Here is a 26,422-nt window from a genome sequence, read left to right as displayed (position 1 = left end):
ACCGCCCGACGGGCCCGTGATCCAGGTTGAAGGCATCCACCGGAGCGGTGGCGCACGCACCCACGAGACGGGTGTCTGCCCGCCGGCGAGTGTGCCCGCGCGTCGCCCTTCGTCGAGATTCCCTGTGCGAGCGTCGGCCTGGACGGGCGCACCCCAGCTGCCAGGCCCGCAGCCCCACCGAGCCGACGAACCCGTCGACGTGACCGCGTGACGGAAAACCGACACGTGGGAAACCCGTCACGTTCGGCATGCCTACGCGATCCGTTCGTCTGCCAGGCTGCACCCCCAGCACGGCACGCATGTTCACGGCATCAAGTAGGGAGACTCATGCCGCCCATCACGCGTATAGCCTTGGGCGCGGCAACCGCCGCCGTCCTGGCAGTCACCGCGGTAACCCCTTCCGCTGCGTCGGATGCGCCGCCTGACGGAGCCTCGGGGAAGAGACCCGTCATAGGCAGCGGGACCGCAGCAACAGGTGGCAGACAAGCGACGGTCACGCTCGTGACCGGTGACAAGGTGCTGGTGACCACGGACACGTCGGGTCGCAGCTCCGCGGCCGTGCTGCCCCGCGAGGACGGCACGCAGCCGATCGTCCAGACCTACCAGATGGGCAAGGACCTCTACGTCTACCCCGATGGCGCCTCCCAGGCGATAGCCGACGGCAAGGTCGACGAGCAGCTGTTCAACGTCACCGGACTCGTCCGCCAGGGATACGACGACACACACACCGACACACTGCCGCTCATCGCCACCTACCGGAACAGTGTGAACGTTGCCGAAAGCGCGCCGGCGGCCCCCCGCGGGTCCGAGCGGGGCCTGAGCCTCCCCGCTGTGGACGGTGTCGCGCTCAAGGCAGGCAAGGACAACGCCGCTACGTTCTGGCGGGACATCACCGACACCCGCTCACGTTCTGGCTCCACGCTGAAGAAGCTGTGGCTGGACGGCAAGGCCGAGGCCACGCTGGACCATTCCACCGCGCAGGTACACGCGCCGGAGGCGTGGGCGGCCGGTTACGACGGCAAGGGCACCAAGGTCGCCGTGCTGGACACCGGTGTGGACGCCGAGCACCCGGACCTGGTGAACCGGGTCGCCGCGTCCAAGAACTTCACGGACTCCAGGACCACCGACGACAAAGTGGGCCACGGCACCCACACCGCCTCCACGGTCGGCGGGTCCGGAGCGGCCAGTGACGGCCGCAAGAAGGGCGTCGCCCCCGGTACCTCCCTGCTCGTCGGCAAGGTCCTCAACGACGCCGGCTATGGCCTGGACTCCTGGATCATCGCGGGTATGCAGTGGGCCGTCGACCAGAAGGCCGACGCCGTCTCCATGAGCCTGGGCAACCCCAGGATCGGCAACTGCAACGACCCGATGGCCCAGGCCACGCAGGAGCTGTCCAAGAACACGCACACCCTGTTCGTCGTTGCCGCCGGCAACTCCGGTCCGGGCATCGAGACCGTTTCCTCGCCGGGGTGTGTGCCCGGCGTGCTGACCGTGGGCGCCGTCGACCGTGACGACAGCACCGCGCAGTTCTCCAGCCGCGGTCCGGTGGCCGTCACCCACACCCTCAAGCCCGAGATCGCCGCCCCCGGCGTCGGCATATCGGCGGCCAACGCGGGCGGCCGGGGCGTGTACGCGTACCGGACGATGTCCGGCACCTCCATGGCCACCCCGCATGTCGCGGGCGCCGCGGCCGTCGTCCGTCAGGCCCACCCGGACTGGACCGCGCAGCAGATCAAGGCCGCCCTGGTCTCCTCCGCCCGCACCGGCGGCAAGGTCGCCGGCGCCGACCAGACCGGCGGTGGGGTGCTCGACGTGTTCGGCGCGGTGAACCAGAAGGCGCTCTCCGCGCCGGCTGTCCAGGCCGGCAGCTACAACTGGCCGCAGGACGCGTCGGACCGCACCACCGTGCAGGTGCCCTTCACCAACACCGGCGACAGCGACCTGACGCTTCATCTGAAGGTCAGCGGTGTGCACGGCAACGACGGCAGCGACGTCACCTCCGGAATCATCAAGCCGGAGGAGAACCAGGTGACGGTCCCGGCGGGAGCCACCGCTCAGGTGCCGCTGCGGATCGACCCCACCGCCCCTCTGAAGCCCGCCCAGTACGGTGCGGTCACCGGCCGGGTCCTGGCCACCGGCGGCGATGTGCACGTCTCCGTGCCCGTCACGCTCTACGTCCAGCCGGAGACGGTCACCCTCCGGGTCAAGACCGTCGACCGCGACGGCAAGCCCGCGACCGGCACCTCTTCCCTTGACGTCGCAAGCCTCGACTCCGACGAGGGCGAGCGCCGCACCAACGGGGGCGCGGTCGAGCAGACCTACCGTGTGCGCCCGGGCGACTACGCCATCAGCAGCTTCGTGACGACGCCCGACGCGAGCAACAAGCCCGAATCGGTCAGCTACCTCGCCCACCCGCAGATGCGGATCACCAAGGACACCACCGTCGTCCTGGACGCCCGCGAGGCCCACCAGTTGAGCCTGCACACGGACCGTCCGTCGACGCTGCGGGGCACCACGTTGAGCTACGCCCGCACGTGGGACGACACCTGGGTGCTCAGCGCATCCCTCGCGGCCGGCGGCGCCGTGCAGAAGTTCTACGCGGACATCGACGGGCGCGCTCAGAAGGGCACCTTCGAGTTCCGGCCCACCTGGCGCGCGACCGGCTCCGAGGACGGCTCGTCCTACGTCTACAACCTGTCGTTTCCCACGGAGGGCCCGCTGCACTCCGACCAGGACTACCAGCCGAACGACTCCCGGCTGGCCCAGGTCACCGAGACGTGGCACGCGATGGGCAAGGAGGCCGACTACATCGACGCGATGTTCCTCCGTCCCTCCGGGAGCAGCGACACCATGATCCCCGTGAGCCTGTTCCAAACGGTCCACGTGCCTGGCGACCGCACCGCCTACTACACGACCGGCGACGACGCCTGGTTCCACGGCGCGATGACCAGCTTCCCGTTCGCCGCGTTCATGGGCGACCGCGATCGCACCTATCGGGCCGGGCAGCGGAGCGCCGAGGAGTGGTACGGCGGCCCCCTGCGGCCGGGCGCTGCGCGCGACGCCGACGGCAAGCTGATGCTGGCCGCCGAGCGGCAGGGCGACCTGATCGGCATCCAGAACGCGCTCTGGGTCGACGGCTCCGGCGACCACTGGACGTACGGCGGTTCCTTCGGCGACATCGGCAACCTGACGCTGAAGCGCAACGGTGAGCAGATCGGTCGGCTCATCGACCCCTACGGCGTGTTCAAGGTACCGGCCGAGGACTCCGCGTACGAGCTCACCCAGCACCTGGAGAAGATCTACACCGGGGACCGCAACTGGCTGCGTTCCACCGTTGCGGACACCACCTGGAGCTTCCGCTCCCACCTGGAGTCCGACGTCTACTCCCGCGGCCTGCCGCTTCTTCACCCGGCGTACGACCTGCCGGTGGACGGCGTGAACACCTTGCCCGCGCAGAGCGGCATCCGGGTCGGCCTGTCGGTCGAGGGCCACGCCGGGTACACCCCGGGCGCGATCACAGCGGCTTCGCTGTCCTACTCCTACGACGACGGCACCACCTGGACCCAGGCGCCGACCGAGCATCGGGACGGCAAGTGGGCGGCCGTCCTCGACAACACCGGCGCCTCCGGCAAGCAGGTCACGACAAGGGCCACCATCACCGACGCCAACGGCAACGCGGTCACCCAGACCATCAAGCGCGCCTACGACGTGCGGTAACCACACAGTCCGGCCGGGCGGTCCCCGTAACGGGCGGCCCGCCCGGCCTGCCACCTGCACGCCGACAACTTGCCGGCCTCCAATACCCGGACCCGATGCGCGGTTCCGGGTGCCTCAGCGCGCAGACCTGCGAGTCCCGGGACGCCGGCCGGCTGCGAGGTGAGGCTGGGAACGATGACGGGCAGGCGCCTACGCGTGACGCCCGGAAGAGGATCCGGCTTGACGGCCCATCAAGAGCGGCGGGGCGTTCCGTCCGGACACGGACTGCCGGAACATTGCCCGGGTTGCTGAGACTTCACCTCCACGGAACCGGGTCGAATCGATTGGCATCGTGGCCTCCCTCGTGGCCTTTGCCCTGCAGATTGTGACCACGGTGGCGGGTTGATCGACTGCGTTCACAGACATGCTGCCGGTCCTGTCGGGGGCAGCCGGAGCTCGGCAACGGTCAAGGGGTCGCAGGTTCAAATCCTGTCGTCCCGACTTGTGTTGTCGCAGGTCGGAGGCCGTTCTCTCGTGATCGAGAGGGCGGCCTTTCGTGTTTCCGGGGGTGTGGTGGTCGCAGTGTGGTCGCACGCCTTGGGTGCGGCTGGTTCGCGGAGGTGCTGAAGGCGGGCGGGGCGGGGGTGCGCAGCCGGTGGAGGGATTCGCGGAGGCTGTGGATGTGATCGCGCGGTGGTCGCATCCATGCCGACGGACACGGACGATGTTTGAGCTTTTCGGCGCTGGTGAGGGTGCGGTCGATGGTGTCTACGGCTTCGCGTGCGGCTTGTTGGGTGAGGTGGCTGTAGAGGTTCGCTGTGGTCGACAGGGTGGAGTGCCGCAGGGTCTTGGAGACCACGGTGAGCGGGACTCCGGCGGTGATGGTGATGGCGGCGGCCAGGTGCCGCAGGTCGTGAACGGTGACTCTGGGGACGCCTGCTTCGTCGGAGAGGCGATGGAGGCGATCGAGCACCAGGTGTGGTGCGAGGGGGCGGCCGTCGGGTTGGCAGAAGACGAGCCCGGCGAATGGATCCGCAGGGTCGCTGCGGGGTTGGGGAGCGGTTGGTGCCCGGTGGCGGAGCGCGGCGGCGACGCGGGGTGATATCGCGACCCAGCCGCGACTCGACCGGGTCTTGGGGGTGGTGAGGACGAGGCGGTTGTTGTCGATGGCGGAGAGCGTGCAGCGCACGCAGAGGACGCCCTGCTCGAGGTGGACGTCGTCCCAGTGCAGGCCGAGGGTCTCGCCCTTGCGCGTGCCGGTGCCGATGAGGATCTCGAACAGGTCGGCCATCTCGGGGTCGGTCCGGTGGCAGTGGGCGAGGAAGCGGGCGGCCTCCTCGGCCGTCCAGATCCGTCGCTCCGGTGACGGTGGGCGGCGCAGGACCGGGGGACTGGCGGGGTTGTGGGCGAGGCGGTGCTGGCGGACGGCGTCGCCCAGCGCGCTGGAGAGAGTGGCCAGGCATCGGTACAGGGTGGTGCGGCCCCGGCCGGCACGGAGCTGTTCGGCGGCGAAGGCCGAGATGTGCCGGTGCCCGAGCTGGTCGAGCTTGAGGGCGCCGAGGCCGGGGATCAGGTCGGCGGACGTAGTCCCGGTAACGGGCCATCGTGGTCGGCTTCAGCACCAGCGCCTTGGCCGCCAGCCAGGTTGCGAATGGGGCAGTAGCCGCTGGGCGGATTTTCGTCAATGCCCGACACGCTGGCAGAAGCGTGAAGGAGCATCAGCTCGATCCCCCGAGCGGCTCAACCGCGGAGCCAAGTCGACTTCGTGTCTTAGTTTTTGACGGATTGTCACAAGCGTGACTCCGAGCTTTCGAGCGCCCGATCGGCCCCTTTCTGTCGCCCCTCAGACATTTCTGAGGTGGCGGCAGAATTAGGCGTGAGTATGTTCATTCATAGTCGGTCGGCTCAGCTGACATCCCTGAGAGACGGAGAAATGAAATGCTCGCGAAAAGGAAAATTGGAATGCGTACGCGTACCGTTGTCGCGATCGCATTGTCGGTGGGCGCCGCCGTCGTCGCTGCAACCGGTATCAACCACGCCTCGGCTTCCAGCCCCGCCCCGAAGTCCGCCCCGTCGGTACAGGAGGCCGTCGCTGCCGCTGCTCCTGCCGCTGCTCCCCAGGGCGGCGACGGCCAGACGGACTTCAACTCCCAGAACCGCGATTCCGGACGGGTCCACGTCAACGAGCGCACCTATTCAGCCGCGCCGGGTGAGTGCACCGCTGTGATCAGTAGTCCCGCGACCAGCTTCAACGTCCTGAATGAGAGTGACAGGACCGTCGAATTCTTCAACGGGATTACCTGTGACAATGGCTCCGCAGTTGCAAAAATCGGGCCCCGAAACTCCAGCAGCGCAATCCCCGGCACGACGGTCCTCGACGGGACCACGGTGCCCTTCGCGCTTGTCGGCAGCTTCCGAGCAATCGATAAGCGTTACTGACCCCCCACGCGGACAAGGGCAGCGACAAGCCTGCCGGTGTGATACTTGGACCCGGCCCCTGCAATAGGGCCGGGCCGTGCCTATCGAGCAGTGGTCGGCGGTGGACGCCATCGATCCTCACGAGCGCGCAGATGGCCCGTACCGCCGCGATCAAGGAACTCAGGAGGAATCGCCGCCCGGCTCGGGCGCCTCCTCTGCGCCCTTCTGTTCGGCCTTGGTGTCGCTGCGTTCAGTGCGCCTGCCGAAAACTCCATCCGCGCAGCTCAGGCGGCATGCTGGTACTCGTGGAGGACTCCGCCGAGGCGGTCTCTCCGGCGCACTTTCAGTTGGGTGATTTGTGCGTGGGGGAGTGGTGCGGGAACGGCGCGCAGGGGTGCTGCCTGGTCTGTCGCCTGGTGGGACCGGTGAAGGTTGTAGTGCAATTCGAACTGGCGAAGTGCGTGGCGCAGATGGCGTTCGTTCCAGACGAGGGTGCGGTTCATCAGTTCGTGGCGGCAGGTCTGGACCCAGCGTTCCATGATCGCGTTCATGCGCGGTATCCGGATGCCGGTGCGTACGATCTGTATTCCGGCGTTGCGCAGGATGTCGCCGAAGAGGGCTGGGTATTTCGCGTCCCGGTCCCGGATCAGGTACGCGTGGGTTGCTTTGGTGTCAGTGAGGTCCATGGCCAGGTTTCGGGCGGCTTGAGTGACCCATGCTGCGGTGGGGTGGGCAGTGGTGCCGAGGACGCGGATGCGGCGGGTGGCGTGCTCGATGACGGCGAGGATGTACTGGCGCTGTCCGGTCAGGGTGACGGTCTCGATGAAGTCGCAGGCCAGGAGAGCGTCGGCCTGGGAGCGCAGGAAGTCGGCCCAAGTGGTGGCGGCCCGGTCGGGCGCTGGGTCGATGCCCTCGGAGGTGAGGATCTCCCAAACGGTGGAGGCGGCGACCTTGGATGCCGAGGATGGCGAGGTCGCCGCGCACCCTGCGATAGCCCCACGATGGATTCTCACGGACCAGGCGCAGGATCAGTCTGCGGACCGAGTGGACCGTGGGTGGTCGGCCCGGCTTCTTTGGCCGGCAGGTGCGGGCGTGACGCCGCTTGGTCAGGTCGCGATGCCAGCGCAGCACGGTGTCGGGTCGGACCAGTAATCGGAGTCGGCGCAGGGCCTGGCGTGGCAGGGGGATCAGCAGAGCGGCGAGGAACGCCCGGTCCGCGGGGGGTGAACTTGATGCGGTCTATGCCGAGTTGTCGTTCCAGGACGGTGATCTGGTGGCGTAGGGCGAGTATCTCCGTGTCCTTGTCGTGATCGCTTATCGGTAGCAATCGCAGTGCGGAGAACAGGTTGGTGACGGTCAGGTAGGCGAGACGAAGCAACACGAAATCATCCTGCCGCACCGTCGATGACGCTCCTGATCTGTATGGATGACATTTTCGGCAGGCGCAGTGCCGCGGGCGGGGCCGCCGTCGCCCGGGGTGAGGAAGTGCGGTCCGAGCTGGTCGCCGAAGAGCCAGTGCACGGCGTGCCCTCTCAGCCGCGGCCGCGGGCCTGCTTGAAGCGGGTCAGCCCGTCGGCAAGGTCGATTAGCGGCTCCGGGTAGTCGAGCGCGGCCCTGGTCTCGCGGGGCAGTCGCCAGGGCTCGTGCACCAGCCTGCCTTCCACGTCGGCGAGTTCCGGAACCCATCTGCGGACGTAGGTTCCCCGCGGGTCGAAGCGCTTGCCCTGGACCACCGGGTTGAGGACGCGGTGGGGGCGGGTGTCCGTGCCGGTGCCGGCAACCCACTGCCAGTTGAGCTGGTTGTTGACGACATCTCCGTCGACGAGCAGCTCCAGGAAGTGCTGGGCGCCGATGCGCCAGTCCACGTACAGGGTCTTCGTGAGGAAGCTGGCCGTCAGCAGGCGGGCGCGGTTGTGCATCCAGCCCTCGTGGCGCAGCTGACGCATCCCCGCGTCGACGACCGGGTAGCCGGTCATGCCGTCCCGCCAGGCCGCGATGTCCTGGGCCGCATCGTCCTCGCCGCGCCACTGATCGTGCCGGGTGCGGTAGTCCGCCGTGGCCGCGTCAGGGCGGGCGGCGAGCACCTGGTGGTGAAAGTCGCGCCAGCAGACCTGCCGTACGAACGCCTCCGCTCCGGGGCCACCGTGCGCACGGGCCCGCCGGACGAGTTCGACCGGGGAGAGGGCACCGAAGTGCAGGTAGGGCGACAGGCGCGAGGTCGCGTCGCCGGCCAGGTCGTCGTGCTGGTCCTCGTACCGGGACAGGTCGCCGCCCCACCAACTGGAGCAGCGGGTCCGGCCGGCCGTCTCGCCACCCTCGGGGAGTCCGGGCGAGGTTGCGTCGACGTCCGCGGCCGACGGCAGGGCCTCGCCGCGCGCCGTGTCGGGGACGCACACGATGCGCGGCGGCGGCAGCGGGTCACGCAGCGGAACCTGCGACCAGCGGCGGAAGTAGGGGGTGAAGACGGCGTAGTGGTCGGTGTCGGTTCCGGAGGGTGTCACGGCGCCGGGCGCGACAGCGGTGGTCACGGAGTCGTGGATGTGCAGCGTCACCCCGATCGAGTCCAGCTCCTCGCGCAGCCGCTGCTCGCGCCGGTGCGCGAAGGCGGTGACGCCGGCGGCCATGTGCACCTCGGCGGCCCTGCACTCGGCGGCGACGGCTCGCACCTCCCTGGCGACGGGGCCGCTGCGCACCACGAGGCGGCCGCCGCGATGCCGGAGCCGCTCGTCGAGGTCGGTGAGGCAGTCGGCGAGGAACGCCCGGCGGTTGGGCGCGTCGAAGCCGGCTGCGTGCACTCCCGGATCGCGGACGAACAGGGGGACGATCTCGTCCGCCGCGCGCACGGCGGCGTGCAGCGGGGGATGGTCGTGCAGCCGCAGATCCGCGGTGAACAGGACGACCGCGACGGTCATTTCGCCACTCCTTGGGGTGGTGGCCACCTGTCGGAGGTGGTCACTGCTGGACGTGTGTCACTGCCTCATTCTTCGTAGCGCGCCCGCGCGGCGGATGCACTCGGACGGCGACCATCGCCGCCGCCCCCGCGACGCGCCGGCGCTCGGGCCGCCCGCTGCGGCATGGGCGATGTTGCGTGCCATGCCCCCGAAGACGACGGCGTGGAAGGGCGAGACCGACCACCAGTAGGCGTGGCCGAGGAGTCCGCGCGGATGGAACAGGGCGCGTTGCCGGTAGCGCGTGCGCCCCTCCCCGTCGGCTTCGACGCGCATCTCCAGCCAGGCCAGGCCCGGCAGTCGCATCTCGGCGCGGAGCCGCAGCAGTCGGACCGGTTCGATCTCCTCGACCCGCCAGAAGTCCAGGGAGTCCCCGATCCGCAGCCGATCCGCGTCCCGTCGTCCCCGGCGCAGTCCGACCCCGCCGACGAACCGGTCGAGCCAGCCGCGCACCGCCCAGGCGAGCGGGAAGGAGTACCAGCCGTTGTCGCCGCCGATCCCCTCCACCACCTTCCACAGGGCCTCGGGGGACGCCCCGACGGCGATCTCTCGCACGTCCTCGTACAGGCTGCCGCCGGCCCAGTCCGGGTCGGTCGGCAGTGGGTCGCTCGGCGCACCCGGCACCGCGGCGGAGGACCAGCGGGTGGAGACCTGGGCATCCCGTACCCGCCGGACCGCGAGGGCCAGCGCGTCGTCGAACGGCAGCGGCCGACCGGGCAGGTCGGGGACGTGGCGGGCGATGTCGTGCTCGCGGCAGACGACCTCGTGCCGCAGCGACTCGGTGAGCGGTCGGGCGATGGAGGCCGGGACAGGGGTGACGAGACCCACCCAGTGGCTGGACAGCCGGGGCGTGAGGAGGGGCACAGGGACGATGACGCGCTGCGGCAGTCCGGCGACAGCGGCGTAGCGGCACATCATGTCCCGGTACGTGAGCACGTCGGGACCGCCGATGTCGAAGGCCCGGTCGACGTCGGCGGGCAGGTGGGCCGAGCCGACGAGGTAGCGCAGCACGTCGCGGACGCCGATGGGCTGCGTACGGGTGTGCACCCAGCTCGGGGTGACCATGACCGGCAGGCGTTCTGTGAGGTAGCGCAGCATCTCGAAGGACGCCGAGCCCGAGCCGATCACCACGGCCGCCCGCAGCACGGCGGTGGGCACGGGTGCGTCGAGGAAGATCCGGCCGACCTCCGCGCGGGACCGTAGATGGGGCGAGAGGGACCGTTCGGGGACGCCGTGGGGGGTGAGGCCACCGAGGTAGACGATCCGGTTCACTCCGGCCGCGTGCGCCTGTTCGGCGAAGATGCGGGCCGCGCGCCGGTCGGTCTCCTCGAAGTCGGGTCCGGTGCCGAGGGCGTGCACCAGGTAGTAGGCGACATCGATGCCGCGCAGTGCAGCGGCGACGGACTCGGCGTCCGTGACGTCTCCTCGTACGGACTCCACCTGCGGGGCCCACGGGTGGTCTCGGAGCTTGCGGGGGGTGCGGACCAGGCATCGGACGCGGTGGCCCGCGTGGAGCAGCTCGGGGACGAGTCGGCCGCCGACGTATCCGGAGGCTCCCGTGACGAGGCAGTGCAGTGGCTCCTGGTGGCGGTGCACGTCGTTCGCCTTGCCGTTCGCGGTCGCGCTCATCGCCGTCTCCTCTTCCTTGTCGTCATGAGGCTTCCTGTCCTCACAGGGCCGTCCCCCGAGGGCCGTCCCTTCAGGGCCCCGCGAGCATCACCGAGCCGGTCGCGACGGTGCGGTGGGCGGCCGTGACGAGGAAGCGGGAACCCGTAGCCTCGGTCTCCACCTCCACCGCGGCCCCGCACGACGGCACCGGCGCCCGCAGGTCCACGCAGAGCCCGACCACCGCGTCCGCTGTCCGGCCCGACCGCAGCAGCGTCGCCTGCCGGCCGGCATCCAGGACATCCCCGGCGGCGGGCGGGACCAGCCAGGCGCATCGTGCACGACGCGATGGTTGTGCCCCGGTGCCGGAACTCGGCGATGGCCCGGTAGGACGTGAGCCGGTCCTGGGCGGCGCGAGGTCGCTCAGGACGAGCACCGCTTCGACCTCGGTGGCACCGCCCTGTTCCTGCGGCTGCGTGCAAGGGCGCAGCCCGAGACTGATTGAGGCGGGCTCGAACGGGGTGTCCCCGCCGAGCAGATGGAGACGCTCCACGGCCAGGGCGAGCCGGCGGGCGGACTCGACCATGATCAGCGGATGGTGCCGCACCTCGGCGGCGCGTTCGTTGAGGGGATGGAGGCGGGGCCACTGGCACCGAGCGGTGAAGCTGCGGCTGCTGGCACGGGCGAGGGAGCCGACCGGCATCGACGCCATGGTGGGCAGGCCCATCGCGGACCAGCGCACCGGGGTCTGCGCCTGCCCGCCGGGGCCGGTCGAGGTCCTGCCGGAGGCTTTTGGGCCTGCGGGCGCACCGCTGTGCACCCGCTGCCCTTCGACACTCACACCGTCCATGCGGCTCCTCCCTCCGGGAGACGCCGGCTGTACGCGCCGATCGCCTCGCATGTCTACATGACTACTTCAGGGCGGTCGGCGCACCCGGACGCACGGGGCCCGGGCCCGCCCGTACGGGAGAGCGCGCTCGGCCACCACGCGCGGGGCCGATGTCGATCACTTCATGTCCCGTCCGGCTTCGGTCCTTGGCCAGTGCATCGGCGCCCGCGTCCGCCCGTCACGATCCTGGAGCGGCCTCAGCACCCTCGCTCATCCCTGGGCCGACCCCGTTGCGGTGAGACGGGTGGGCGCGACCGCCCCGCGGCGTCAGCCCAGGCCGTACCGCTCCGCGGCATCCGGTTTGACCTCGCTGCCGGACACCAGGGTGCGCAGGGTGTGGACGACGATGGACTCGATGTCGGCTCCGAAGTGGCCGTGAGCGTTGGCCCGGTTGTCGGAGAGGCTGAAGCCGCCGGTGCCGATGGAGGTCAGCTGAAGAGCAGCCTGTACCTGTGCTGTCGCGGCCTGTTGTAGCCGTATCGAGGGCGAGGGAGTGACGCTCACCAGCGTCGTCGTCGCTGGTCGGGCGCTCCCGGCAGCAGCAGTGCGGCCAGGCGGTAGTCCTCCTCGGGGAGAGACACGTTGGAGTGCAGGGCCTTGGCCAGTCGGAGTCGTTCGCTCTGGAGGGCCCGCTTGTCCAGCTTCCAGATCCGCTCGCGCAGTTCCTCCCAGCCGGGACGGGACTGCACGACGGCGAGAGCTTCTTCGGACACCGTGGGGCCTGGGTGTTCTGCTGCCTGGCGGTGCATGGCGCGAAACCGCGTCACACCAGTAGGATTTTCTTGCCCGTGCGCTGCTGCTGCACTTCCGAGGCAGGAACCCGCGCCTACGCTGCATCCCGCCTTCGCGTCGCTCACCTGGTGCACTGGTTGGACGACCACCCGAGCAGGGGGTGGCGCGCCGGGCCCACACGGGCAGGAGGCAATCCTCATCCTGGTCGCCTCGAACGGTGCTACTGGGTCGGCACTGAGACAATGCGAAGAGGGCTTTCGTCTTCCTCGACGACGTGGGTCCCGTGCCTTCGACTCGGGCACAGTCGGCCCTTGGCGGCGACACAGTTCTCGCGGCGCCCCTCTGTTTCCGCCCGGCCACGATCGCTGCCGTACTGGCCCGCGCCGGTGGTGGCCCCTCACAGACAGGATGAGCCGTGTCCACCACAGAACTTGATGCGGCGGTCGTGACGTCGCCGGTCGAGGACGCTGTGACGGCGCCCTCCATGCACAACGCACAACCTTGGAGGTTCGTCCACCGCACCGGCAGCCGTTGCGTCGCGCTGTTCGGCGATCCCGACCGCACGCTGCCGTACGGCGATCCCGACCACCGCGCATTGCACGCCGATGCCGTGATGGAACTCGTGCACGACGCCGAGTACCTCGAAGCCGCCAACGAGGCGGTGCGCGCGGAGATCGCCACCCGGACACGCACGGGCAAGACCGGTGAGGGGCCCGCCGACGAGGGCATCCCGGCGGACGCCCTCGGCCCACGGCAGTACGGCGTGAGCTCCCCAGTATGGGACTTCGACTCCTCGCGCCGGGTACCTGACCGCGCCGTCGCCGACTTCGAGAAGCACCCGCAGATCGCGCTGCTGGGCACGGTGAAGGACACTCCGGCGGACTGGCTGCGGGCCGGGCAGGCGATGCAGCGGGTGCTCCTTCAGGCCACCCTCGACGGTCTCGCGACCTCGCTGATGTCGCAGCCCCTCGAAGGGCCCGAGCTCCGGTCGTCCGTGCGCGATCCGAGTTCCGCCATCGGCTCCGTCCACATGGTGTTCCGTCTCGGCTACGGCCCCCAGGGGGCGGCAACGCCTCGCAAGCCTGTGGCCGAAGTCCTCAGCTTCGAGTGACGGCGTCAGCGAGCGGCTCTCCTGCTCACCAACACGACGACAACGGCAAAGGCGCCCACGACTCGGGACCAGGGGAAGGTGTATCTGTCCCGGGAGGAAGTCCCGCCCGAATCGACCAGAGCACCCATTGGGCGGCGGAAAGGACTGGTGTGAAGCCCATGGGACCGAGCATTGACTACAAGGCGTTGTTCATGTCCACGCCCAGTCCGTATCTGGTGCTGGGCCCGGACCTGGTGATCGTCGACGTCAACGACGCGTACCTGCACGCCACCGGACGAAGCAGGCAGGACCTGGTCGGCCAGTACCTGTTCGATGCCTTCCCGGACAATCCGGCGGATGCGACCGCGGACGGGGTACAGAACCTGGCCGCCTCGCTGCACCGGGCCCTTGAGTCGAAGCAGCCGGACACGATGGCGCTGCAGAAGTACGACATCCCCGTTCCGTCCCGGCCTGGAGAATTTGAGGACCGGTGGTGGTCGCCGATCAACACCCCCGTGCTTGGGCCGGACGGGCAGGTGGCGTGGATCATCCACCGCGTGGAGGACGTGACCGAGTTTGTCCGCTCCCGCCCAGCCCACCCGACGGGCGGACCGCTGGGCAAGCGGGTGGCGATGGAGGCCGAGCTGTACGCGCGGGCGCGGGAGCTGCAGAGGTTGAACGAGGAACTGCGCCAGGCGCACGCCCGGGAACGCCACGTCGCCGTCGCATTGCAGGAGGCCATGCTGCTCTCGCCCGACCTGGAGGGGCACCGGAATGTCGCGGTGCGCTACCTGCCTGCGATCGGGTCGCTGAACGTGTGCGGCGACTGGTACGACGTCGTGGATCTGCCCGACGGCTCATTCGGTGTCGCGGTCGGCGACGTCGTCGGCCACGGCCTGGAGGCCGCCGCCGTTATGGGCATGCTCCGCAGCGCGCTGAGCGCCGCCGTCCGGGCTCTCCATGAGCCGGCCAAGTCACTGGAGGTCCTCGGCCTGTATGCCCGATCGGTCGAGGGCGCGCTGGCCACTACCGCCGTCCAGGCCGTGATCGACACCCGCCATCAGCGGATCTCCTACAGCAGCGCCGGTCACCACCCACCCGTACTGGTACACCCCGACGGCACCAGTGAGCTGCTGGACCAAGCCACCGATCCCCCACTGGGTGCCCGCCCCGAGCACGTCCCACGACCCCAGGCCACCCTGCGATACACCCCCGGTGACGTCCTCGTCCTGTACACGGACGGGCTCATCGAACGCCGTGACGAGGACATCGACGCCGGCCTGCACCGCCTCACCGACGCTCTCGCCCGTCACGTCCGCATGAGCTCCGACCGCCTCGCCGACGCCCTGCTGGCCAGTCTCGGTGTGGCCGGTGGCGCCCAAGACGACATTGCCCTGATCGTCGTGCGCCTATGAAAGCGCCGAGGCCTGTCCCGCGTGAAAATCTGGGTTTTGGCTCTTGAGCTGGGTGTTCGGCTGGGCAGGATCAGGTTGCCTGGTGGTACTGGTTGATGAGGCCGCCGAGCAATTGGGTCCGCAGGATGCGACTTCCGAGTCGAATCACGGGGGACGTCCGGTCACTCTCAGCTCGTGGTGCTTCAAAATCGCTTCACAGGCTGTGCCCGGGGGTTTGCCGGGTGGTCAGCCTGCTTGACGGTATTCGCTGATGAGCCCAGCGACGGCTGGCGAGTGCGTGATCCGGGCTGCGGGTAGGGGGACGATGTTCGGGTCGTCGTGGGGCGCGAGCTGGCTTCTCCCTTGGTGCGGTCGATGTGAGACCGCTGGCCTGTGTCTTGAGGAAGGCTGCCCATTCCCGTTGCGCCGTGTGCCGTCGTGGCGCGGGGCCGAGCCCGGCAGCGCGCAGGGTGCGGCGGACGGTGGCTGGGCTGACCTTGTGTCCGAGGCGCCGTAGCTCCCCGTGCACGCGGCGGGCGCCCCATCGGGGGTTCTCGGTGCCGATCCGGACGATCAGCTCACGGAGAGGTGGGGCGCAAGGCGTGCGATGTGGGGCGCAAGAGGACGCGAAGGCCCGCCCGGTGACATCACTCGGCGGCGATGCGCAGATGCGGCGAGGCGGCGAGGCGGCGCGTCAGAATCGCGGGATCAGCAACAACACGAAGCCGGTCGTCGGCACAGGCCGATGACCAGGCATTGCACCAAGGGTTTGTGGTTCATGGGGACCATTTCCACAGCAGTCCCCGCCCCCGCCCCCGCCCCCGCCCCCGGCCAAGTGCCGTCCCACTTGCTGGAACACGCCTCTCGCCCGGTGGGCACGCGCCTCTTCCGCGCAGCGGACACGCGCCTCCTTCGCTCAACGCGCACGCGCCTCTTCCGCCTCAGTTGACACCGTCCGCGCGTTACTAACTCCCGGCCGTGAATGGCTGGTTCCAGCAGCGTTAAATTCTCTTGCTCAAACGCTTGACCACTTTGAAGCCGCGCTCCTACTCTCCTGCTCAAACGTTTGATCTGGAGGGTGATGTGCAAGGCAGCGTGTTTTTTCGGCCGTCCGACGGCTGGGTGGGAGACGTCATCCCGTTCGAGCGTGACGGCGAGCTGAACCTCTTCTACCTGCACGAGCACCGTGCGGACCCCAAGCCCGGCACGTCCTGGTCCCTGGCGGTCACCCGCGACCTCCTGCACATCGAGGACCGGGGCGTCGCCCTGGCCCACGGAGCCGACGACGAGGGCGACTTCAACGCCTACACCGGAAGCGTGGTCCAGGACGCGGAGGGCACGTACCACCTCTTCTACACCGGCCAGAACCCGCGGATCGTAGGAGACGGCGGCGCACCGCTCCAGCTCGTCATGCACGCCACCAGCTCCGGCGACCTCACCTCGTGGGTCAGGCACCCCGAGCACACCTTCGGCGCCCCGGACGGCTACGAAAGTGCCGACTGGCGCGACCCGTTCGTCTACTTCGACGAGCAGCACGGCACCTGGCGCATGCTGATCGCCGCACGCCACCGCGAGGGGCCCGAGCGGCGGCGCGGTCTGATCGCCGGCTGCGAGTCCGGCGACCTGGTGACCTGGAAGTACGCGGAGCCGTTCTGGGACCCGCGCCGCTGCATCACCCACGAATGCCCCGAGGTGTTCGCGCTGGGGGAGTGGTGGTACCTGGTCTACTCGGAGTTCTCGGAGTCGTTCGCCACGCGGTACCGGATGGCGCGCAGCCCGGAAGGCCCGTGGCGCGTCCCCGAGCGGGACACCGTCGACGGTCGGGCCTTCTATGCGGCGAAGTCCGCCGAGGTGGGCGGCCGCCGGATCTTCGCCGGCTGGATAGCAAGCCGGGAAGGTGACACCGACGACGGCGCCTGGCAGTGGGCCGGCACCCTCTCGCTGCTGGAGGCGACCCAGAACGCGGACGGGACGCTCGCGTTCTCACCTCCCGTGGAGGTCTTCGCCGCGTTCGGACGGGAGGTGGCCACCGGCCTCGCCCCGGCCGCACTCTCCGCCCCCGACGGATTCGACTGCCTGGTCTCGGATGTTCCGCTGCCCGAACAGGCTTATATACGGGCCGAGTTCGCCGTCGAACCCGGCACCAGTGAGTGCGGTCTGCTTCTGCGCACGGGCGCGGACGGCGACCAGGGATACGTGGTCCGCCTCGAACCCCGGCGGGGCCGTATGGTCCTCGACCGCTGGCCCCGGCGGCGTACGGGTGACGCCCAGTGGCAGATCTCCGGCGACGTCCCGTACGTCATCGAACTGGAGCGGCCTGCCGACCTCTCGGGCCGCACCCACACCCTGGAAGTGATCCTCGAAGAGGACATCGCCGTCGTCACCCTGGACCGCCAGGTGTGCCTCAGCACGCGCCTCTACGACATCACGCACGACCGGCTCGGGGTGTTCGTGGGGGAGGGCGGGGCCGAACTGCTCGACCTGACGGTCCGCGTGCGGGACACCGCCGAGTGAGCGCCGTGGACAGGCCCGCACTCCGCGCCCCGCACCGCGGACATCCGCACCCACGGCCCGTAGGAGGAAGCTCATGAGGAGATCGTTCGGCACGGCCGTCGCGGCTCTGGCCCTGTCCCTCGCCGTGTCCCTCTCGGGGTGCGCCGCGGACAGCAGGGGCGTGGACTCCACGGACGTCGACCCGGCCGGATCCGTCGCACCGCGCGAGATCTCCTGGCTCCTGTCGCGCCCGGCCGACGGCGCGGTCATCAGGACCATGCGCGAACTGGGCGACGAATACGCCAAGGCGCACCCCGGGTTCAAGCTCCGCTTCATCACCACGCCGGACCGGCCGTCGTACATCCAGAAGTACGAGACGCTGGCCGCGGCCGGGAAGCTGCCGGAGCTGTTCGACACCGACGCGACACCCTTCGCGCGCAAACTCGCCCGGCACGGCCGCATGATGGACGTGTCGAAGCTGCTGCACAGCCTGGGCCTGTACGACCGCTACCGCCCGGCGGCCCTCGACTACCAGCGCTTCGACGACGGTTCGCTCTACATGGTGCCGTTCGAGTACCAGGCGGAGTACTTCTGGTACAACAAGGCGCTCTTCCGCAAGGCGGGCGTCCACGTGCCCGCGTCACTGGACGACTTCCCGGCGATGTGCCGCGCCCTGCGCCGCGCGGGTGTGACCCCGATCGCGCTCGACGGGCAGGACCAGTGGCCCCTGGAACGCTACGCCGCGTACCAGCCGTTCCGTACCGCAGGACCCGACTACGTACGCCAACTCAAGCAGAACCGGGCCAGGTTCAGCGATCCCTCCGGGCGCAAGTCCGCGAACTGGCTCAGCGCCCTGGGCAAGGCGGGCTGCTTCCAGAAGGGCTTCTCCTCGGTCGGATACGCCGACGCGCAGAACCTCTTCACCACCGGCAAGGCCGCCGTCTACAACATCGGCACCTGGGAGCTGCCGAGCCTCGCGACGACCGCGCTCGACCCGGCGGTCCGCGACGACGTCGACTTCTTCACCCTCCCGGTCACCGAGGGCTCGGCCACGGCGGCGAACGAGTTCGTGACCCCGTCCGGCATCGGCATGGCAGTCAACTCCCGTACGTACGACCCCCTGGTGAGGGACTTCCTGAAGTTCGCCCTCACCCGGTATCCGGCCAAGTACGCCGCCGCCGGGGAGCTGTCCCCGACGTCGGACGTGAAGACCGTGCTGCCGAAGAACGCGACACCGCTCTACGCACGCGCGGTGGCCACCGCCGGCAAGGTCGGCAAGGAGACCGCCGTCCCCTGGGACACGCAGCTCGACCCCACCTCCAACGCGAAGTTCCAGCAGAACCTCGTCCTCCTCGTCCAGGGCGACGTCCCGCCCTCCTCCTTCGTCTCGACGATGGACTCGGTCATCGGCCGCAACGCGCCGAGGTACGCCAAGTGACGGCCGCCACCCCGGGCGGGCCACGTCACAGGACCTCCAGAAGGGCCGCCATGCTTCCCTCCCGCTCCAAGCTCTCGGTCGCGGTGTTCCTGCTGCCCCCGCTCCTGCTGTACGGGGCCGCCGTGCTCCTGCCGATCGCGCAGTCGCTGTTCCTCAGCTTCTTCACCTGGGACGGCATCAGCGAGCTGCGCTTCGCCGGCCTGTCGAACTACGCCTTCATGTTCACCGAGGGTGACTTCTGGACGGCCGTCACCAACCAGCTCGGCTACCTGGTGGTCTGTCTGGTCCTCCAGCTCGGCGGCGGACTCGTCGTCGCCAGCCTGCTCATCTCCCTCACCCGCGGGCGCGAACTCGTCAAGGTGCTCTACCTGTTGCCGGCCGTCATCTCGACGGTGGCCATCGCCCTGCTGTTCCAGCGCATCTACTCGATGGACCCCGCGGGGCCGCTCAACCAGTTCCTCGGGCTCGTCGGCCTGGACGGTCTCGAACGGCCGTGGCTGTCCGACGTACACACCGTGCTCACGGCGGTCTCGGCCCCGGAGGGCTGGCGGTTCGTCGGGCTCTACACCGTCATCATCTACGCGGCGCTGCTCACCGTCCCCCGGGAACTGGAGGAAGCGGCCCGCCTCGACGGGGCGAACCAGTGGCAGGTCTTCACCCGCATCCGGTTCCCGTACATCCGGCCCGTGTGGCTGACCACCTCGATCATGGCGGTCACCTACGCGATGCGGGGCTTCGACATCCCCTACCTCCTGACCAACGGCGGTCCCGGCCAGTCCTCCGAGCTGGTCACGACCTACATGTACAAGACCGCGTTCCTGAGCACGGACTACGGCTACGCCAGCGCCATGTCCGTCTTCATCGTGGTGGAGAGCCTGGTCGCCGTCGGTCTGATCGTCCTCGTCCTCCGGCGGAAGGCCGTCTGATGCCCACGCTCATGTCCACGCCCCCTCTCCCGGGGCTGTCCCGCGAACGGCACACCTCCCCGAGCGCGCCGAATGCGGTACGGCGCAGGCCCAACGTGTACCGCGTGCTGTCCCGTGTGCTCATCGCGGTACTCGTGGTCGTCCAGGTCTATCCCCTGGTGTGGCTCTTCCTCAGCAGCGTGCGCACGGAGCAGGACTTCGCCTCGGCGAACCCGTTCAGCCTGCCGACCTCGTTCACCCTGGACCACTTCGCCCGGGCGTTCGACCACGCCGACCTCGGGCGGTACATCCTCAACAGCCTCATCGTCACGCTCGGCGCGGACGCGCTCATCGTGGTGTGCGGACTGATGGGCGCCTACGCGATCCAGGTACTCGGCTTCCGCTTCAGCAACGCCGTGCGCGCCATGTTCCTCCTCGGCATCGTCGTACCGGTGCAGATCGCGCTCGTACCGCTGTTCATCGACTATGCCAAGGTCGGCCTGCTCGACACCTATCCGTCGATGATGATCCCGCTCGCCGGGTTCGGCCTGCCGATGTCCCTCTACCTGTTCTCCTCGTTCTTCGGCTACATCCCGCGCGAGACCTACGAGGCGGCCTCCCTGGACGGGGCGGGGCCGTACCGGATCTTCGCCCGCATCACACTGCCGCTGTCCGTCAACACCATCGTGACCGTGGTGATGGTCAACTCCATCTTCATCTGGAACGACTTCGTCTTCGCCAATACCTTCGTGCTGTCGGAAGGGCTCAAGACGATCCCCGTCGGCCTGCAGAACTACATCGGAGCGATGGGCAAGACCGACTGGACCGCGACCTTCGCCGGAGTGTGCGTCACCGTGACGCCGCTGCTGCTGGTCTTTCTCGTCCTCAACAAGGCGATGATCTACGGTCTGGAGAGCGGAGCGACCAAGGGATGAAGAGGGAATGAAGAACGAAGGCGACACCCCCCGGGCCGTCACCATGCGGGACGTGGCCCAGGCCGCCGGGGTGTCGGTGTCCACGGTCTCGCACGTCGTGAACAACACCGGCGCCAGGATCGGCCGGGACGCGCGCGAGCGGGTGCGCCGGGCGATCGAGGAGCTCGGGTACCGGCCGAACGCCATGGCGAAGAACCTGGTCAAGGGAGGGTCGCGGTTCCTCGGACTCGTCGCCGACGCCATCGCGTCGACCCCGTTCGCCGGACAGATCATCCACGGCGCCCAGGACGAGGCGTGGCAGCACGGCTACGTACTCCTCGTCGCCAACACCGAGGGAAATGAGGAGGCCGAGGCCAGCGCCATCTCGATGATGCTGGAGCACAAGGTGCGCGGCATCCTCTACTCGACGTGGTACCACCGCGCGGTCGACCTCCCCGCCGGCCTCGCCGAGGCGGACACCGTACTCGTCAACTGCTACAGCACGAACGGCGCCGTGCCCGCCGTCGTCCCGGACGAGAGCGCCGGCGGCCACGACGCGACCCGAATGCTCCTCGCGGAGGGGCACCGGCGGATCGCCTTCCTCAACACCCGTACCCCGTCACCCGCCCGCGACGGACGCCTCGACGGCTACCGCCGGGCGCTCGACGCCGCCGGTCTGCCCTTCGACCCCGACCTGGTCGTCGACGTGCAGCCCGACCAGGGGGGCGGCTACGCGGCCGTGGACCAGGTCCTCGCGATGAGGGCGACGGCCGTCTTCTGCCACAACGACCGGGTCGCCATGGGCCTCTACGACGGCGTGCGCGACCGCGGCCTGCGCGTGCCCGACGACCTCTCCGTCGTCGGGTTCGACAACCAGGAGGTCATCGCGGCACACCTGCGCCCCGCCCTGTCCACGGTCGCGCTGCCGCACTACGAACTCGGCCGGCGCGGTGTACGGGTCCTGCTCGGGCTCGACGTGCCCGAGGCCGGCACAGGGCCGCTGGCCGTCGACTGCCCGTCCGTACCCCGCCACTCGATCACGCGACCGTCCGAGAGCTGAACGGCCCCGACGCCCGGCCCAGGGGCGGTCGTGTCCATGGGCGCGCCATCCGAGATCCCTTTTGCCGCACTTGTCATGCCCCAGAGTTCCGTCCGGAGTCAACCCTTCGAGGAGTCACCCCATGTCCCGAATCTCCCGACGCACCGTGCTCCGCTCCATGGGCGTGGCCGCACTGGCCGCGGCCGCCACCCGCATACCCGTCGCCTCCGCCGCCGGATCGCTGCGCGCCGTCTATCACTTGACGCCACCCGCGGGCTGGCTGAGCGACCCGCAGCGGCCGGTGCGCGCCGGCGGCGAGTACCAGCTGTACTACCTGCACAGCGACCAGAACAACGCGCCCGGCTGGTGGCAGCACGCGAGCACGACGGACAACGTGTCCTTCACCGACCGCGGCACGGGGATCCCCCTGGGGCCGGACTTTCCCGTGTGGACGGGCTCGGGCGTCATCGACTCCGCCAACACCGCAGGGTTCGGGGCGAACGCGGTCGTGGTACTCGCCACCCAGCCCACCGGCGGGGACCGCTACGACCAGGAGCAGTACCTCTACTACTCGACCGACAACGGATACACCTTCACCGCCTACGGCCCCCCGGTCATCGACAACCCCGACCACAACGACTGGTTCCGCGACCCCAAGATCCACTGGGACTCGGCGCGCGGCAAGTGGGTCGCCGTGATCGGCCGGCAGCAGGCGATGTGGTTCTACACCTCGCCCGACCTCATCCACTGGACCCACACCACGGTGTTCAGCTACTCGAGCCCCAACATCGGCGGGTTCGAGTGCCCCGACCTCTTCGAGATGACGGCCGATGACGGCACACGCCACTGGGTTCTCGGCGCCAGCACGCAGGGCGACTACAGCGGCCTGCCCGACACGTACGCCTACTGGACCGGCACCTGGGACGGCTCGGCCTGGACCTCCGACAACCGCGACCCGCAGTGGCTCGACCGGGGCTGGGACTGGTACGCGGCCGTCACCTGGCCCAACGCCGCCGCCCCCGACACCAGCCGGTACGCCATCGCCTGGATGAACAACTGGCAGTACGCGGCCCGCACGGTACCCACGGACCTCAGTGACGGCTACAACGGCCAGATGTCCGTCGTCCGTGAACTGCGCCTGGCCAGGCAGCCGGAGGGCTGGTACACACTCCTCTCCCAGCCGGTCCCGGCCCTGCAGAACCACGTCACACGCACGGTCCCCCTGTCCGACGTCACCACTTCATCCAGCGTCAACCTCCCCTACCAGGGCACGTCCTACGAGCTGGAACTCGACGTCACCTGGAGCCAGTTGAACAACGTCGGCGTGTCGGTCGGCAGATCACAGGACGGAGCGCGGCACACGAACATCGGCGTCTACCAAGGCTCCGTCTACGTGGACCGCGGCCCCTCCGACCGCCCCGACTACACTTTCGGCAGCCACAGCCAGAGCAACGCCCCCATCGACCCCGCCGCACGCTCGGTACATCTGCGCGTCCTCGTCGACAAGCAGAGCGTCGAAGTCTTCGTCAACGCGGGCCACACGGTCCTGTCCCACCAGGTCTACTTCGAGTCCGGCGACACCGGGATCTCCGTCTACGCGGACGGGGGCAGCGCGACGTTCTCGGGGATCGTGGTGCGTGAGATCGGCTGAGCTCGGTGTGCGCGGCCCTTCTCCGTGGCGACAGCGCCGAGTTGGGCCGCGTCGGCGGCATCCACCCGGGGCGCGACTCAGCCGATTGTGCAACGTCGCAAGCTCCTCCGAGCTCCGCTGAGAGCTTGCCGCTGCGGCCGGGGGGTTCTTCCTCCGTCGGGTGCTCGCGTGCTGAACGAAGGTGAGGAGGCTCGGGCCGGCGGCACTGGCAGTCGCAAGAGGCCTCGCGAGCATCAGGCGCCGGTCTCGACCGCCCGCGACCCCGCCCGGCGGCGAGTCCAGGCCAGTGCGTAGCTGGCGTTCGCCGGCGATGAGCATGCGGTCGGTGCATTCGGCACGGACGGTGCGCACCCAGCGTTCCGCCAACGCATTTGCCCGTGGGCAGCGTGGAGGGATCTTGACGACCTCCACGTCCTCGGCGGCGGACACGCCGTCGAAGGCGGCGGTGAACTTGCTGTCGCGGTCTCGGATGAGGAAGCGGAAGCTGCCGCCGGACCGGTCCTGGAGGGTCGTCATGAGGTTCCGGGCGAGCACGTATAGCCGTTGGAGGGTGACCGCGCCGGCGCAGTATCCGGGGGATCGTGTTCGCGCCGATGAGGTGGCCCAGTCGGTACAGCTCGCCTTGGATGCGGATGTAGCCCCAGGTGGGATTTGTCGCGGGTGGGCTGTTGGATGCGAACCGCAGCCGGTGTCCGGGGTCAGTTGACCGGCGGTTCAGCCAAGAGAACGACCCGATCGGCTTCCACATCGAACCCGAACCGGATGGCCGCAGTCGCCCTCCGGATCCATCAGCACCGGCTTGGCCAGCCGTCGCCCGATCGTCCGCAGGAAGCCACAGAACACATCGAGTCGCTCCTGGCCCTGCAGCTCCCGCAGATCAACGTCGAATTCGATCTCCTCCGCTGCACAGAAGCGGAAGATCGCCAGGACATCGGCTGTCGGCCAAACTCGCAGGTCCGGGCACTCGGCATCAGCCGGGCGGGACAACACTGCTTCTGCCCGGGGCATCGGCATCACGACCTCGCCCTCGGAGTACTGGCACTTCCAGCCGCTCGCGCTGATCAGGTCGAGGACCGCCTGCCAGTCCTCCACCGAGGCGTCAGGGACACGCACGTCCGGCAGCGACCCCATCTCATCGAGGTCGAAGAAGTACTCGACGTCATCCCACAACAGATCAGACATCCCGCCATGCTGCCCGGCACCGATCCTCAACGTAGCCCGATTTCCTTGACGAAACCCATAGGGCACCCCTCCGTGGCGCCCCGCTCAGACCGCGGCCCGGGAATGCGCAGCGGCGAGGTGGGGGGATGAGCGCCAGGACGTGAAGGGGAACACGTGGAAGCCTGGAAATGCGACACGTGCGGCGAACCCGTGCCGCAGGAAGGCGGCGAGACGACCGCGGCCGCCGTCCGCAGGCACGCCCGCACGGCCGAGCATCCGCCGGCAGTGTCCATGGGGACCGGCCCGGCAACATCGTGCAGCGGTGGCGCACCCCCGAGGACCGCGAGGTCGACCAGAAGCAGCACCGGAAACCCGCCGTGCAGCAGCACGGCCTGGTGGCGTGCCCGCTGAAATCACCGGCAGCGACGTCAGAACATCCTCCCCACCGGCCGTCGGGCAGTCCGGCGCACGGGAGCTGCCGCCGGCTATCGTCCCGAGCCGCCCAGCTACAACGAGTGACCGGGCAGCGGCCGGTACGAGGAACGTCAGGGGCGGGCCCTGAAGCCGCCCCTGCGTGTGCAACCGGAGCCCGTCGGCGCCGGCACCGGCCCAGCGGTGGCTGTCCCTGGGACAGGTGCGACGTGCGGAAGTTGGGCCCTGCCCCGGTCGACCGACAGACTGCGCAGTTCCGGGAAGCCGCGCAGCCGGCGCTGTTCACGGTTGCGGGAACACGCCTCTGACCGAAGTCCAGGCGGGTGGCAGCCACGTCTGTGTGAGGGCGCGCGTTGTACGGTCCGGGGGCGCCAGAAGAGAGAGGTTGTTCGGTGGGCCTTGTCAGCAGGCAGCACTTGGATGCCGACGTGGACTTCTACGTTCTGTGGCTCGAGGACGCCTCGGAGACGAGTAACGGCTCCGAGCCTGATGGCGAGGTTCCTTTCGTCTCCTCCTGCGACGGGCGCGTCTACATCCGAAGCGGTGGCCACACGCATACGGCCGACTTCGCGGTCGAGGTCTGGGACCAGATGCCGCAGCCAGATCCGGGACCCTGGGAGGACCAGGGTGAGGCAGAGCTTCGTGTGCCGTCGGGCGAGGTGGTCCTGTGGACCTACGGCGGATCGAGCGAAGGAGAGATCGACGTGGGCTCGCCCGGCCGGAACTGGCATGTGCGGATCTATGTCACCGGTCAGCAGCGGGTCCATGAGTTGGCGCAGCAGGGGGAGACGCCCAAGGGCGTGGAACGGTACCTGGCGCAGTTCTGGCCGATGTGAGCGCCGGGCTTCCGGCCAGGCCCAGCCTGCAGGAGCCGGGCCGTTCCTGTTATCGCGGTTGACGCCGAGTTTCTGCAAAAGACGTACGAGACTGATACGGCCCACCTCTACGACCTTCTTGGCCGCAGAGCGCCTTGGTGGCCAATGGATATGCGCCGCCCTGAGTGCATGATGCGATGGGTCCCCGATGGCCCGTCTGTCGCCTACGCAGCCATTCCCAGCCCCGAATTGGACCCTTTGCGCAGGGTGGCCGAGACTGAGCCGCCAGGCTCGCCGGTACCTTCCGTACTGCACCCGCTCTTCTGAGCACCCTGGACGCTTGATCCGTGGAGATCCGTGGCCCGGATTTTCTGTGGGAGACCTACAAGTGCTCGGCAAAGCTCTGGGGCTATGCTGTCGCGCTGCACGGAAGCCGGGGGCGCCGCTCGGCACAGGCAGGTGCGCGAAGTGGACCCGGAGCATGAGATCCAGCTCCGGTCGGCCAAGGTTCTCGCCCCATCGAGGTCCGGATTCAAGGAGAGAAGCGCTCTGGAGCGATGGCCGAAATGGGGTAGGTGCGAAGGAAACAGAGGTGGAGTCAGCGACCCCGGCCCGCTCGGCACAGGGGCTCCGAAGCCGCCGACGGTACGGCCACCGCTGCTGCGTCCGATCTCCCACCGATCGGTTCGGGAGATGTCTGGTCGCCGGTGCGTTGGATGCGCTCGCCGGGGACTGGGGGGCGAGCGTCCTGCGCATCGCGATGTATGCGGACCAGAGTGGGTACCAGAGCAATCCGAAGAAA

General features: G+C 69.1%; 18 protein-coding genes, 1 tRNA gene and 2 pseudogenes. 12 read left to right on the top strand and 9 right to left on the bottom strand.

Annotation, left to right across the window (positions count from 1 at the left end; genetic code table 11):
• Nucleotides 1-327 precede the first annotated feature (327 nt).
• A complete protein-coding gene (locus tag EOT10_RS39475) occupies nucleotides 328-3,717 on the top strand; it encodes a S8 family serine peptidase (protein ID WP_127833209.1) in 3,390 nt (1,129 codons plus the stop codon).
• 417 nt (nucleotides 3,718-4,134) lie between these two features.
• Nucleotides 4,135-4,199, top strand: a tRNA-Leu gene (locus EOT10_RS41035).
• Here the strand turns inward: EOT10_RS41035 and EOT10_RS43345 are convergent.
• Nucleotides 4,163-4,987 (bottom strand): site-specific integrase, encoded by an 825-nt coding sequence (locus tag EOT10_RS43345; protein WP_431313371.1) that lies wholly within the window; start codon nucleotides 4,985-4,987, stop codon nucleotides 4,163-4,165. The genes EOT10_RS41035 and EOT10_RS43345 overlap by 37 nt on opposite strands.
• A gap of 671 nt (nucleotides 4,988-5,658) precedes the next feature.
• On the opposite strand from EOT10_RS43345, the gene EOT10_RS39465 reads away from it, so the two are divergent.
• The gene (locus tag EOT10_RS39465; RefSeq protein WP_127833207.1) at nucleotides 5,659-6,135 is read left to right on the top strand and encodes a hypothetical protein; all 477 of its coding nucleotides are present in this window, start codon (nucleotides 5,659-5,661) and stop codon (nucleotides 6,133-6,135) included.
• 263 nt (nucleotides 6,136-6,398) lie between these two features.
• On the opposite strand, the pseudogene EOT10_RS39460 reads toward EOT10_RS39465, so the two are convergent.
• From EOT10_RS39460 to EOT10_RS39435, 6 genes and pseudogenes are all read right to left on the bottom strand, one after another.
• Nucleotides 6,399-7,495 (bottom strand): annotated as a pseudogene (locus tag EOT10_RS39460) (integrase core domain-containing protein).
• A gap of 151 nt (nucleotides 7,496-7,646) precedes the next feature.
• A complete protein-coding gene (locus EOT10_RS39455; protein WP_127833206.1) occupies nucleotides 7,647-9,026 on the bottom strand; it encodes a cryptochrome/photolyase family protein in 1,380 nt (459 codons plus the stop codon).
• A gap of 57 nt (nucleotides 9,027-9,083) precedes the next feature.
• Nucleotides 9,084-10,691 carry an SDR family oxidoreductase gene (locus EOT10_RS39450; protein ID WP_127833205.1) on the bottom strand — a complete coding sequence of 536 codons (1,608 nt, stop codon included), beginning with the start codon at nucleotides 10,689-10,691 and terminating at the stop codon, nucleotides 9,084-9,086.
• A gap of 70 nt (nucleotides 10,692-10,761) precedes the next feature.
• Nucleotides 10,762-11,517 (bottom strand): hypothetical protein, encoded by a 756-nt coding sequence (locus EOT10_RS39445; protein ID WP_127833204.1) that lies wholly within the window; start codon nucleotides 11,515-11,517, stop codon nucleotides 10,762-10,764.
• 306 nt (nucleotides 11,518-11,823) lie between these two features.
• Nucleotides 11,824-12,060: a hypothetical protein gene (locus tag EOT10_RS39440; RefSeq protein WP_127833203.1), complete on the bottom strand. Its 237-nt coding sequence runs from the start codon at nucleotides 12,058-12,060 to the stop codon at nucleotides 11,824-11,826.
• Nucleotides 12,057-12,269: a hypothetical protein gene (locus EOT10_RS39435; protein ID WP_127833202.1), complete on the bottom strand. Its 213-nt coding sequence runs from the start codon at nucleotides 12,267-12,269 to the stop codon at nucleotides 12,057-12,059. Before EOT10_RS39435 ends, EOT10_RS39440 begins: the two co-directional genes overlap by 4 nt.
• A 434-nt stretch (nucleotides 12,270-12,703) precedes the next feature.
• Between EOT10_RS39435 and EOT10_RS39430 the strand changes: the two genes are divergently transcribed.
• Both EOT10_RS39430 and EOT10_RS39425 read left to right on the top strand, forming a co-directional pair.
• The gene (locus tag EOT10_RS39430; RefSeq protein WP_127833201.1) at nucleotides 12,704-13,399 is read left to right on the top strand and encodes a nitroreductase family protein; all 696 of its coding nucleotides are present in this window, start codon (nucleotides 12,704-12,706) and stop codon (nucleotides 13,397-13,399) included.
• Nucleotides 13,400-13,557: 158 nt separating this feature from the next.
• Nucleotides 13,558-14,793 carry a PP2C family protein-serine/threonine phosphatase gene (locus tag EOT10_RS39425; RefSeq protein WP_127833200.1) on the top strand — a complete coding sequence of 412 codons (1,236 nt, stop codon included), beginning with the start codon at nucleotides 13,558-13,560 and terminating at the stop codon, nucleotides 14,791-14,793.
• A gap of 193 nt (nucleotides 14,794-14,986) precedes the next feature.
• Here EOT10_RS39425 and EOT10_RS39420 read toward each other — a convergent pair whose 3' ends face one another.
• Nucleotides 14,987-15,346, bottom strand: a complete 360-nt coding sequence (locus EOT10_RS39420) for an IS3 family transposase (RefSeq protein ID WP_223281494.1) — start codon at nucleotides 15,344-15,346, stop codon at nucleotides 14,987-14,989.
• A gap of 521 nt (nucleotides 15,347-15,867) precedes the next feature.
• Between EOT10_RS39420 and EOT10_RS39415 the strand changes: the two genes are divergently transcribed.
• The 6 genes from EOT10_RS39415 to EOT10_RS39390 all read left to right on the top strand — a co-directional run bounded on the left by EOT10_RS39415 (nucleotide 15,868) and on the right by EOT10_RS39390 (nucleotide 23,212).
• Nucleotides 15,868-17,286 carry a glycoside hydrolase family protein gene (locus tag EOT10_RS39415; protein ID WP_223281483.1) on the top strand — a complete coding sequence of 473 codons (1,419 nt, stop codon included), beginning with the start codon at nucleotides 15,868-15,870 and terminating at the stop codon, nucleotides 17,284-17,286.
• 73 nt (nucleotides 17,287-17,359) lie between these two features.
• Nucleotides 17,360-18,703 (top strand): ABC transporter substrate-binding protein, encoded by a 1,344-nt coding sequence (locus tag EOT10_RS39410; protein ID WP_127833198.1) that lies wholly within the window; start codon nucleotides 17,360-17,362, stop codon nucleotides 18,701-18,703.
• Between the two features lie 50 nt (nucleotides 18,704-18,753).
• Nucleotides 18,754-19,629: a carbohydrate ABC transporter permease gene (locus EOT10_RS39405; RefSeq protein ID WP_127833197.1), complete on the top strand. Its 876-nt coding sequence runs from the start codon at nucleotides 18,754-18,756 to the stop codon at nucleotides 19,627-19,629.
• An 11-nt stretch (nucleotides 19,630-19,640) separates the two neighbouring features.
• A complete protein-coding gene (locus EOT10_RS39400) occupies nucleotides 19,641-20,543 on the top strand; it encodes a carbohydrate ABC transporter permease (RefSeq protein WP_127833196.1) in 903 nt (300 codons plus the stop codon).
• Between the two features lie 7 nt (nucleotides 20,544-20,550).
• The gene (locus tag EOT10_RS39395; protein ID WP_127833195.1) at nucleotides 20,551-21,582 is read left to right on the top strand and encodes a LacI family DNA-binding transcriptional regulator; all 1,032 of its coding nucleotides are present in this window, start codon (nucleotides 20,551-20,553) and stop codon (nucleotides 21,580-21,582) included.
• A gap of 121 nt (nucleotides 21,583-21,703) precedes the next feature.
• Nucleotides 21,704-23,212 (top strand): glycoside hydrolase family 32 protein, encoded by a 1,509-nt coding sequence (locus EOT10_RS39390; RefSeq protein WP_127833194.1) that lies wholly within the window; start codon nucleotides 21,704-21,706, stop codon nucleotides 23,210-23,212.
• 698 nt (nucleotides 23,213-23,910) lie between these two features.
• Here EOT10_RS39390 and EOT10_RS39385 read toward each other — a convergent pair.
• A pseudogene (locus EOT10_RS39385) lies at nucleotides 23,911-24,394 on the bottom strand (hypothetical protein).
• A gap of 839 nt (nucleotides 24,395-25,233) precedes the next feature.
• Here EOT10_RS39385 and EOT10_RS39380 point away from each other — a divergent pair.
• Nucleotides 25,234-25,641, top strand: coding sequence for a hypothetical protein (locus tag EOT10_RS39380; protein ID WP_127833193.1), 408 nt, complete (start codon nucleotides 25,234-25,236; stop codon nucleotides 25,639-25,641).
• Nucleotides 25,642-26,422: the final 781 nt, after the last annotated feature.

The organism is Streptomyces antnestii (assembly GCF_004005495.1).
Taxonomy (GTDB): Bacteria; Actinomycetota; Actinomycetes; order Streptomycetales; family Streptomycetaceae; genus Streptomyces; species Streptomyces antnestii.
Note: the sequence above shows the minus strand (reverse complement) of the source record. Positions and strands in the feature narration are given on the sequence as shown.

What these genes read in the sequence shown, in the direction of transcription:
- EOT10_RS39405 (WP_127833197.1), top strand. Translation starts at nt 18,754, where the DNA reads ATGCTTCCCTCCCGCTCCAAGCTCTCGGTCGCGGTGTTCCTGCTGCCC.
- EOT10_RS39400 (WP_127833196.1), top strand. Translation starts at nt 19,641, where the DNA reads ATGTCCACGCCCCCTCTCCCGGGGCTGTCCCGCGAACGGCACACCTCC.
- EOT10_RS39390 (WP_127833194.1), top strand. Translation starts at nt 21,704, where the DNA reads ATGTCCCGAATCTCCCGACGCACCGTGCTCCGCTCCATGGGCGTGGCC.
- EOT10_RS39445 (WP_127833204.1), bottom strand. Translation starts at nt 11,517, where the DNA reads ATGGACGGTGTGAGTGTCGAAGGGCAGCGGGTGCACAGCGGTGCGCCC.
- EOT10_RS39395 (WP_127833195.1), top strand. Translation starts at nt 20,551, where the DNA reads ATGAAGAACGAAGGCGACACCCCCCGGGCCGTCACCATGCGGGACGTG.
- EOT10_RS39425 (WP_127833200.1), top strand. Translation starts at nt 13,558, where the DNA reads ATGGGACCGAGCATTGACTACAAGGCGTTGTTCATGTCCACGCCCAGT.
- EOT10_RS39455 (WP_127833206.1), bottom strand. Translation starts at nt 9,026, where the DNA reads ATGACCGTCGCGGTCGTCCTGTTCACCGCGGATCTGCGGCTGCACGAC.
- EOT10_RS43345 (WP_431313371.1), bottom strand. Translation starts at nt 4,987, where the DNA reads ATGGCCGACCTGTTCGAGATCCTCATCGGCACCGGCACGCGCAAGGGC.
- EOT10_RS39450 (WP_127833205.1), bottom strand. Translation starts at nt 10,691, where the DNA reads ATGAGCGCGACCGCGAACGGCAAGGCGAACGACGTGCACCGCCACCAG.
- EOT10_RS39465 (WP_127833207.1), top strand. Translation starts at nt 5,659, where the DNA reads ATGCGTACGCGTACCGTTGTCGCGATCGCATTGTCGGTGGGCGCCGCC.
- EOT10_RS39410 (WP_127833198.1), top strand. Translation starts at nt 17,360, where the DNA reads ATGAGGAGATCGTTCGGCACGGCCGTCGCGGCTCTGGCCCTGTCCCTC.
- EOT10_RS39475 (WP_127833209.1), top strand. Translation starts at nt 328, where the DNA reads ATGCCGCCCATCACGCGTATAGCCTTGGGCGCGGCAACCGCCGCCGTC.